Origin of the sequence: Plantibacter flavus, from assembly GCF_051487245.1 — a bacterium.
GTDB lineage: Bacteria > Actinomycetota > Actinomycetes > Actinomycetales > Microbacteriaceae > Plantibacter > Plantibacter flavus_B.
This window is the reverse complement of record NZ_JAHVDH010000001.1, coordinates 204513-214204: the sequence shown is the minus strand read 5'-3', so window position 1 is coordinate 214204 and position 9692 is coordinate 204513. Positions and strand designations below refer to the sequence as shown.

Below are 9692 nucleotides of genomic sequence, written 5' to 3'. Positions count from 1 at the left end.
CGCATCAGGGGGTGGCCCTGTCAGGGTTGACCCTCGACCTCAGGCCGGGCGCGACCCTCCCACAGCGTCGAGTTGATCTGCGTGGTCGAGGAGCGGCAGGTCGCTCGTGTCGACGAGACGGGTGGACACCGCGTACTCGACGAGCCGTGCACGGCGTCCCGTGGCGAGCTTCCCGGGACCACCCCGGAGACCCTGCACGCCGAACTTGTCGAGCTTGTCGCAGACGTTGTCGAGCTTGCGGTTGAAGGTCGTCTGGCTCCATCCGAGCCGAGCGGCCGCCGCAGCGGAAGCGGGGATCTCCCCTCGGCCGGGCGTCGCCTGCCGGAGCACGTCCTCGGCGAGGGCGACGATGAGGAGCCGCTGGCTGCTGGTCAGGTGGATCGGGCCGACCGTCGTCGTCCCGGCCGTCGTCGTCGACAGTTGCGAGGGCGAGTAGTACTCGAGGTCGGAGGTGATCGTGAAGTCGTAGGTGGTCGCGCCCGCGCTGAACAGCACGAGGAGCTCCGGGAAGACGATCGGCAGGCGCGCTCCGGGCGCCAGCCACGCCTGGACGTTCCCGGTCGTGTCGGTCACCGTGGCTGAGAGGGTGTTGCCGATGTTCGTCAGCCACCAGAGCCCCGCCTCGAACGTGATGCTCAAGAAGGTGCGGTGCAGGAACGGGTTCTCGTCGACGACGAGGTCGCCCTCGCGCCCGATCAGGAACGGCTGGGTCGCGTCCACTGCGTACTGCTCGCCGCAGAACTCCACGCGTACCACCGTGCTGCTCGCGGTGTCGGTCGTCTCGTCGTCTGTCATGTTCTCCCCCGGATGGTGCGGTGTTCTCTCGCGCATTACCCCTGCGCGCACATCTCGAGCGGCTTCGCCGAGGTGACGCCGCCCCGCAGCACGACGACCGAGATGCAGACGTTCGCGCTGGGCGAGGGCAGGTCGACCGAGGCGGCCTGATCGTTGGTCGGCACCTTCGGCGCGTCGCTCGGGCCGTCGGTGCGTTGCCAGATGTACTGGTCGCCGTCGGCCGGCTTCGGGTTCTGCCAGGTGAAGACGACGGAGGTGCCGTCCGCGCTCGGTTGCACGCTGACCGGCTCGGGCGTCGGCACCTGGTCGAGCTGGATGGGTGCGCCCGTCGACGCCGTCGTCGGGGTCGACGTCGGGTCGGCCCCCTGCAAGAGGATGCCCGCGGTCACGCCGCCACCGACGACGAGGACCGCAGCGCACGCGACGAGCACGGCGGTGAGTCGGCGCCGACGCTTCCTGCCGGCGTCCGTGTCCGGTGCGGTCGACGGTGTGGTCGGGGCTGTGACGACCGCCGGCTTCGGCAGCTCCCGGCGGATCGTCGCCGAGGAGTCCGCCGAGCTCGGCTGGACCGTCTGGATGGGCTGGCGGACGACGGTCTCGTCCGCCGACGGCCCGGCGACGGGGGCGAGCTGAGCCGGTTGCGCGTCGACGGTCGTCACCTGACGGACACGCGTCTCCTCGGAGGCGCTCGACGGCGTCTCGCGTCGCTGCGGCTGAGCGAGGTTCGGGAGGTCGATGGGCGTCGGTGCGTAGGCGAGCTCCATCTCGACGCGCTGCAGTGCCCGCGCGAAGTCGACCGCGGAGTCGAAGCGACTCGCACGGTCCTTCGCGAGCCCCTTCTGCAGCGTCGCCACCAGGGAGGCCGGGACGTCGTCCCGGCCGAGCGGGGTGACGGTACCGCGCTCGATCCTGCTGATGAGGTCTGCGGCGCCGTTGGACTGTCCGGGGATCTCGAACGGCGTGCGACCGGCGAGCAGCGTGTAGACGGTCGCAGCGAGCGAGAACACGTCCGATCGGACGTCGGGCCGCGGTTCGTCCTCGAACATCTCGGGAGGCGACCACGGGATCGACAGCCCGACCGTCTGCGTGCCCGAGGCGCCGGTCGTCCCCACCTCGGAGGCCTCGCCGGCTGCCGCCGACGGAGCGACGTCGAGCTCGACGGCCTGCGAGATGCCGAAGTCGGTGAGCGCCGGCCAACCGTAGGCGTTCGTCAGGACGTTCGCCGGCTTGATGTCGCGGTGCAGGATGCCCGCGGCGTGCGCGGTACCCACCGCGCTCGCGAGTCGCACCCCTGTGCGGAGCGCGTCGGCGACCGCGAAGGTCCGGAGCTTGGCCTGCTCGGCCAGGCTCGGGCCCTCGCAGTACTCCATCGCGAGGTAGGGGCGGCCGTCGGGCGCGACGTCGGCCGTGTAGATCGTGACGATGTACGGGTGCGCGGACAGCTGCGCCATGAGGTTCGCCTCGGCGACGAACGCCTCGCGCGTCTGCTCGCTGAGGTGCTCGGCGAGGAGGACCTTCACCGCGACTCGACGCCTGGGCAGCTGCTGCTCGTAGAGGAAGACGTCGGAGAACCCGCCTGCCCCCAGCTGGCGCTCGAAACGCAGCCCCGGGATGGCGGGCGGCACGGATGGGGCTCGACGCACGTCAGCCCTCTCGCACGCGGAGCGCGACATCGCCGCCGAGATCGATCACGGTCCCGACGATCACCGGCGTCGGCTCGCCTGCGCGGAGCGTCTGCGGTGCCTGACCGGGCAGCACGACCTGGGTTCCGTTGCGCGAGTGCAGGTCCGTGACGACGACCGTGCCACCCTCGACCGCGACGCGGATGTGGCTGCGGGAGATGTCGTCGCCGGTGAGGGTCACGAGCGTCGGTACGACGGAAGCGGGAACCTGCGACACCGTCGGCGCACGCCCGAGGACAACGGGTGAGGCGAGCGACTGACGGGTGCCGCCGGGCAGTTCGAGGAAGAGCAGCGGAGCCGCCTTCGGTGTGGCGACGGGTGCCGGTCGGCCCTCGGCCTCACGACGCGCGCGAAGGGCCGCGAGGTCCTCCGCGAAGATCGTGTGGCCGTCGTGGTCACCGAGGTCGTCGAGCGCGTCGTCGGCGGAATCGAGCGCTGGCGCCGGGGCTTCGGTCGCCGTCCGGACGCCGACCGCGGGCGCCGACGACTCCTCGTCGTCGCCTGGCTCCTCGACCGCAGCGGCGCCGACCGGGCGGAGCACGGTCTGTCCGAAGAGGAAGTCGTAGCCCTCGTCGGCGGCGGGTTCGGTGACGACGTCCTGTTCGACCGCCTGGTCGTCCTCGTCGTGGAAGAACTGGGTGTCGAGCACCGATGGCAACGGGATGGGTGCGGCGGGCTCGTCCGCTTCACCGGCCTCGCTCGAGGCGGTCGCCACCGGGGCCGCGATCGGCGGCGCGGCGAGCTGCTCCGCGGCCGTCGGAGCGATCGTCGGGAGCGACGGATCCACCGCGGCCGGAACCGCGGACGAAGAGGTGGGCCCGGGCAGTGCCGTCGTGGCATCGAGCGACGCGCTGATGGAGGTGGTCCAGACCGCGCCGGCGACGATGGGGAGCCGGACACCCGTGGGATTCGGGTGATCGCTCCGCAGCGTGACGGTCTCAGCCGCCGCGTGGTGCTCCTCCACCCAGGTGGTGGCGCGCGCGCCGGCGACGGTGCTCGAACCCTGTGCGGATGACACGACCGCGGCAGCGAGCCCGCGCACGATGACCGTGAGTCCGGAATCGTCCCACGAGGCGGCCGCGAAGGCGGGCGTGCTCGCGAGACCACCGGCGGCGAGCCGGTCGAGGACGACCGAGAGCGGTGCGTCGGCCGGCAGCGCGGCGGCGAAGGCTGCGGCGGCGACCTCGTCGCCCTGGGCGTCGACGAGGACGAGTCTGCCCGGTGCCGCGATGGCGAGCCAGCGTCGGACCTCGGCCGGTTCCGTTTCGTACGAGTACACGGCCACCCTCCTAGCCTCGCGGCAACGTCTCTTCAAGATACCCGAGATGCCCCGCGTCATCGTATCCGGGTCCGGCGGACATGAGCGACGTGGACACGGCGTCGACGACCAACGCCGTCACGTTGTCGCGTCCTCCCGCGAGGAGCGCGAGGTCGACCAGGCGGTCGGCGGCGCCCTCGAAGCCCTCGGAGAGCACCTGCGCGATGCCATCGTCGGACAGCTCACCGGTCAGGCCGTCGGAGCAGAGGAGGAAGCGCTGTCGCCCGACCGCGGGCAGGAGCCAGACGTCGGGGTCGATGTCGGCCTCGACGCCGATGGCCTTCGTCACGATGTTGCGTTCGGGGTGGTCCCTCGCCTCGAGCTCGGTGATCTCACCGGCATCGATCAGCTCCTGCACCGCGGAGTGGTCGACGGTGATGCGGCGCAGCACCCCGTCCGTCCACGTGTAGACCCGCGAGTCGCCCACGTTGAACACCATCCAGTGCAGGTCCGTCTGCGGGCTGAGCGCCACGAGCGCGAGACCGGCGACGGTGGTCCCGATGATCCCACCCTGGGTGGGGACGCTCCTGATGGCGGCGTTCGCGGCGACGATCGTCGTCACGACGGCCTCGGTCGTCGTCGGTGTGTCGAGGGGGATGCCACGCGCGATGGCGGTGGACAGTTCACGGCTGGCGACGTCGCCCCGCTCGTGCCCGCCCATCCCGTCGGCCACGACGAACGCCGGGGCGCCCGCGTAGTAGGAGTCCTCGTTGAGGCGCCGGATCCGTCCGGTGTCGGTCCGGCCCTCGCTGCGCAGGGTGTGCGTCGACCGCGCCGTGTCGATCACGTGCATGCTGACCTGCGTCCTTCGTCATCCGCCGCGGGCGGCACTGCCCGGTTCACCCGGTCCGCCCGGGAAGCCGTCGTGCGCGCGGCACGATCGGCGCCCGGGCGCGATCTGGGAACGGGGACTACTGGCCGGCGCCGGCTGCGAGCGCAGCGTCGGTCTGCTCGAGCGTGGAGACGGCGTTGTTGAGGTAGCCCGAGAGCTTGTCGAGGTGACCGATGGTCACGGTCGCGCTCTGCGTGAAGGCCGTGTACGTCTCGTTGAAGGTGCCGGACGCGGTGTCGGTCTGGAACCCGGAGGAGACGAGGTTGTTGATGAGGGTCTGCAGACGGTTGAGGGTCGTCTCGACCTCGCTCTTGCCGGTCGTCAGGTTGACGGCGGCCTGCTTGATCTCGCTGTAGTTGACGTTGATGTTTGCCATTGCTCGTGCTCCTTCGTAGTCGACACCGGCACCGTCGGTGCCGTCATCATGGTAACCACACGGGTGGCGGGCTGCCCATGGGGAGCAGTCCCCATGACCGGCCGGACCCGTGTGGAGACGGGTCGCGCGAGCCGTGGATCAGTCGATCGGGAACTCTGGTGCGATGGGGAGCTGAACCCTCGTGAGGGCCCCGCGAGCCGCGTACATGCCGCGTCCCGGCGGGAAGTCCTTGCGCGCGAGCCTCGGGAAGGTGGTGCGCAGCACGAGGTCGCCCTCCATCTGCTCCGGCTGCAGCAGGAGGCCGCGCCGGGCGCTCTTCATCTCACCCATCAGGGGCCACGACGATGCCCAGCCGGACACCTCGTTCTCGGCGATGACCAGGTGGTCGCTGCGCTTGATCGCCTTGATGAGTTCCACGAGCGGCGGATCGGCGATGCCGTTGAGGTAGTCCGAGATGGTCTCGATGACGACGACGGTCCGCGCTGGCACCGTCTCGGCGGCGATGGCCGCCGAGAGCGCCTTGGCCTGCTCGGCGATCGTCTCCGGAGTGACGGCGGACTCGTCGAACCGTAGCTCGCGCAGGAGGTCCGAGCGCTTCGAGCCGAAGTAGATGAAGCGCGTCGTGGGGTCGAACCGTCGCATCGCCCCGACGAGGGCGGCCACCGCGTTCGTCCGCCCGCTCCCGGGAGGGCCACCGACGAGGAACGCACCGGACGGGTCGAAGCCGATCGCTTCGAGGTCGGTGTCGCCGATCCCGAGGGTCGGACGCTCCCCGACGCGATCGGGGAGCTCTGCGGCGGTGATCTCCTTGGGCAGTGCACCGACAGGCGGTGCCACGACGGTCGCCCCTGCCCGTGACATCGCCTCGGCGAGGCGGACGGTGGCCGCGGACTGCTCGGCGAGCACGGTCGTCCCGCCGAGGATCGCGACCTGCACCTCGAGGCCGTCGACGATCGCCCGACCGGGGACCGATTCCGGCCCGAGGATGTCCTTCGGGACTCCCAGCAGTTGGTAGCTCGCCTCGTCCGCCAAGCGCAGCACGACGCGGCGCTGCACGCCCGAGCTGATGTTCGTGGGCACGGAACCCGGGCGGTCCGCGGAGAACGCGATGTTCAGGCCCAGCTGCCGACCGTCGGTGATGAGCTGCTGGAAGAGCGTGTACCAGGTCGACAGGCCGAGCGTCGTCTCGTACTCCTGGCGGAAGGACTGGAATCCGTCGACGAGGAGGAGGACCCGACGTTCGTCCGTGGCCCCCGTGACGCGACGGTAGTCGGTGATCGACGAGGCGTTGGCCTCGGCGTAGCGGACGCTGCGCTCGTCGATGAGGTCCTTCAGGCGGCGCAGCAGGCGGATGACGCGCTCCTGATCGTCACCGGGGATGATCGACCCGACGTGCGGGAGCGCTTCGAGCATGCGGAGGCTCCCCGCACCGAAGTCGAGGCCGTACACCTCCACCGGGCCACCTCGCGGGGTGATGCCTGCGGCGGTGGCGAGCGTGCGGAGGACGGTGCTCTTGCCGGAGCCGCCGGTGCCGAACACGGCGATGTGCCCGTCGACGTCCGGCCTGAAGTACACCGGGCGCTGCTCCTGCGAGTCGGGGAGGTCTGCGACGCCGATCAACAGCTCTGCGTCGGTGCGCTGCCGCAGACGACTGAGGTCGTAGACGGGGGCGAGCTCGTCGAGCCACGGTCGGCGAGGGGCCGGGATCGAGGCACGTTCGGCTGCAGCGATGATGCTCGTGACGAGCCGCTGCTGGTCCGTCGGTCCGGGATCGCGCTCCTCCGCGGCGTCTGCAGCACGCGGTTCCTCCCAGCGGGTCTCGCCGCCGAAGCGCAGTTCGCGCACCTCGATGTCGCTCCGCTCGGGCTCGTCGCTCGTCCACCCACCCGCGTAGCCGGACTGGAACACGCTCAGACGGCCCGGTCCGGTCTTCGCGATGCCTCGACCGGGGACCGCCGGGTCGAAGTGCGCCGCGTCCTTCACGCCGACCACGTCCTGGCTGTCCGACTCGTCGGCCATACGGAGCGCCACCCGGAGGTTCGTGTTCGCGCGCAGGTTGTCCTTGATGACACCGGCGGGGCGCTGGGTCGCCATGATGAGGTGGATCCCGAGCGAACGGCCGCGCTGCGCGATGTCGACGACGCCGTCGACGAACTCCGGGACCTCTCCGACGAGCGCCGCGAACTCGTCGATCACGAGCACCAGTGCCGGCGGGGAGTCGGGGTCTCCGCGCTTCTCGAGTTCGAGCAGATCCTTGGCCTTCTTGCGATTGAGGAGGTGCTCGCGGAAGTGCAGCTCGGCGCGCAGGCTCGTGAGCGCACGACGCACGAGGTGCGGGCTGAGGTCGGTCACGAGGCCGACGCAGTGCGGCAGGGTCACGCAGTCGGCGAAGGCGGAGCCTCCCTTGTAGTCGACGAACAGGAACGAGACCCGGTCGGGGCTGTACTCGGCGGCCATGCCGAGGACCCAGGCCTGCAGGAACTCGCTCTTCCCGGCACCGGTCGTCCCACCGACGAGCGCGTGCGGACCCTGTGCTCGGAGGTCGAGGTGCATCGCGTCGACACCGCCGGACCCCACGGTCGCACGCAGTTGACCGGCGCGGCGGGGCTTCGGCGTGAGACCCGGCGTGCGGTCGTGGATCGAGGAGTTCTGCCGCCAGCGGTCCACGACGGCGTCGCTCGACGTGGCGAGTTCGGAACCCAGGAGGGTGATCATGGAGACCGACCGCGGCAGGTCGCTCGAGTCGGCGACGAGCGCACCGGCATCGATCACCGAGGCCATGCGTCTGGCGTAGTCGAGCGCGGTTGACGGGTCCACGAACTCCGGGCGGGCGTCCTCGATCGCGTAGCCCAGTCGGACCATGCCGACGGTGGCCGGGGCGTCGACCCCCGAGCCGAGCTCGGGCACCTGGAGGAAGGTCCGGCAGGCTGCGGGCAGAGCCGTGACGTCTCGGCCGATCCAGATCGGGAACACGCCGGCGTCGGCAGCGATCTCGGCCAGCTGCACGAGACGTGCACGGTCGACGCCGACGTCGTCCGAGATGACGAGCACCACGGCTGGGATCGGCGATTTCGTGCCGGTGTCGTTCGTGGACTTCGTCCCGACTTCCGCGCCACGCTCGAGTGCCGCCTGCTTCTCGGCGAGGGCACCACGACGAGACGCTCCAGCGCGGGCTGCGGCGAGGCGCGTCTGCACGAGCTCCTCGATCGCGGAGAGCAGCAGATTGCCGCTCGAGACGCTGTCGGCGAGGTGGCCGACGTCGAGCGGGCTGTCGGGCGAGGAGGCGTGCGGCAGCCACTTCACCCAGGACAGGGCGTTCGACCAGGCGGGCGACACGATCGACGCGAGCACGAGTTCCGAGGGCGAGTGCAGGGCCGTCAACTGCACGAGGATGCCGTTGACCGCGCCACCCGCCGTCTCGGGCGAGCCGGCGATCCCGAGCGCACCAGCGTCGTAGAGGTTGTCGATGATCGGGACGTCGGCGACGGTCGCGTACTGCTCCTTGAGTGCGTCGAGCCGTTCCTGGAACTCCGGGAGGAAGCCGTCGCGTTCCTTGCCGGAGACCTCGTTGCGGGACGGCATGGTGCCGACGCCCAGGCGGAGGTTGAGGAACGACCAGTGCTCGGGACGTCTCGTCCAGAGCAGCGGACCACGGGTGAGGGCCTGCTGCAGCGCCTCGGAGGTGGAGGGAGCCTCTCGCATGCGCACGTCGTGCTCGATCTCGCGTTCGGCGGCGAGCAGGGTGCCGAGCGATTCGAGGCGCTCGTCGAAGAGCGCGATCTGCTTCTTGAGCATGCGCTTGTTTCGTCCACGGCCCGTGAAGTAGTTGCCGATGAGCATGAGCGGGGTCATCGCGATGAACAGGAGCGAGATCGGGTTGTGGGTGATCGTGTACATCGCACCGCCGAGGAGCACCGGCGTCAGCATCGCGAGGAGCGGGAAGGGCTGGGCCTCCTTCTCGGACGGCGGCTCAGGGGCGGGGAACGTCTGTCCCGCGTACCGGTGCTCGACTCGCGGCGACCGGTTGAAGAACACGGGGCCGGCCTTCGGGACGACTCCGGCGCGTCCGACGGAGTCCGCGTAACCGATCTCGACCTCGGTGTCGCCGATGAGGACCCGTTCGCGCTGGGTGATCTTCAGTCGTGGAACGAGGCCGCCGTCGACCACGATGCCGTTCGCGGCTCCCAGGTCGACCAGTTCGAGCTCGGCGCCGACCTCGAGCCGCGCGTGGCGCTTCGAGACGAGCGGGTCGCTGAGGACCACGTCGCAATCAGCCTCTCGACCGATCGTCCAGCTGCCGATCGGGAGGGTGAACTCGCGTCCCGCGTCAGCACCCTGGAGCACCCGCACGACCGCGACCGCCGGCGCCTGGCCGGTGCGGGCGGAGCGATAGTAGACGCCGGCGTCCGCGAGCTCGATGACCGCGCCGGAGCCCACCCAGGCTTCGCCGATCGGCGCCTCCGGGGGCAGCGGGAGGGTCTCGTTCGATCCGGGCAGTCGGGCGTGCAGCGTGAACTCCGCGTTCGCGGAGTCCGGGCCCTGCGGGTCGACCCGCGCGATCGTCGAAGCGACCTCGGCGATGCTCGCCGCGGCGTCCGTCGTCACGACGATGTCGGACGCTGTCCCGGAGGGCCTGGTCAACGTCAGCTTGATGCGCATGGATCCCCTTGGTCAGTCCGGCCGCTGGAC

6 protein-coding genes are annotated in these 9692 nt (G+C 70.6%); all 6 read right to left on the bottom strand.

From position 1 onward, the window contains the following. Positions 1–39: 39 nt before the first annotated feature. Entirely contained in the window at positions 40–795 is a 756-nt protein-coding gene (locus KXS11_RS00945; RefSeq protein ID WP_437383588.1) for a hypothetical protein, read from the bottom strand. Positions 796–830: 35 nt separating this feature from the next. Beyond that, a complete protein-coding gene (locus tag KXS11_RS00940) occupies positions 831–2438 on the bottom strand; it encodes a protein kinase domain-containing protein (RefSeq protein WP_437383587.1) in 1608 nt (535 codons plus the stop codon). A gap of 1 nt (position 2439) precedes the next feature. Continuing rightward, the gene (locus tag KXS11_RS00935; protein WP_437383586.1) at positions 2440–3756 is read right to left on the bottom strand and encodes an FHA domain-containing protein; all 1317 of its coding nucleotides are present in this window, start codon (positions 3754–3756) and stop codon (positions 2440–2442) included. Between the two features lie 10 nt (positions 3757–3766). Continuing rightward, a complete protein-coding gene (locus KXS11_RS00930; protein ID WP_437383585.1) occupies positions 3767–4588 on the bottom strand; it encodes a PP2C family protein-serine/threonine phosphatase in 822 nt (273 codons plus the stop codon). A 118-nt stretch (positions 4589–4706) separates the two neighbouring features. Next, positions 4707–5003 carry a WXG100 family type VII secretion target gene (locus tag KXS11_RS00925; RefSeq protein ID WP_437383584.1) on the bottom strand — a complete coding sequence of 99 codons (297 nt, stop codon included), beginning with the start codon at positions 5001–5003 and terminating at the stop codon, positions 4707–4709. A gap of 138 nt (positions 5004–5141) precedes the next feature. After that, positions 5142–9662: an FtsK/SpoIIIE domain-containing protein gene (locus KXS11_RS00920; RefSeq protein WP_437383583.1), complete on the bottom strand. Its 4521-nt coding sequence runs from the start codon at positions 9660–9662 to the stop codon at positions 5142–5144. Positions 9663–9692: the final 30 nt, after the last annotated feature.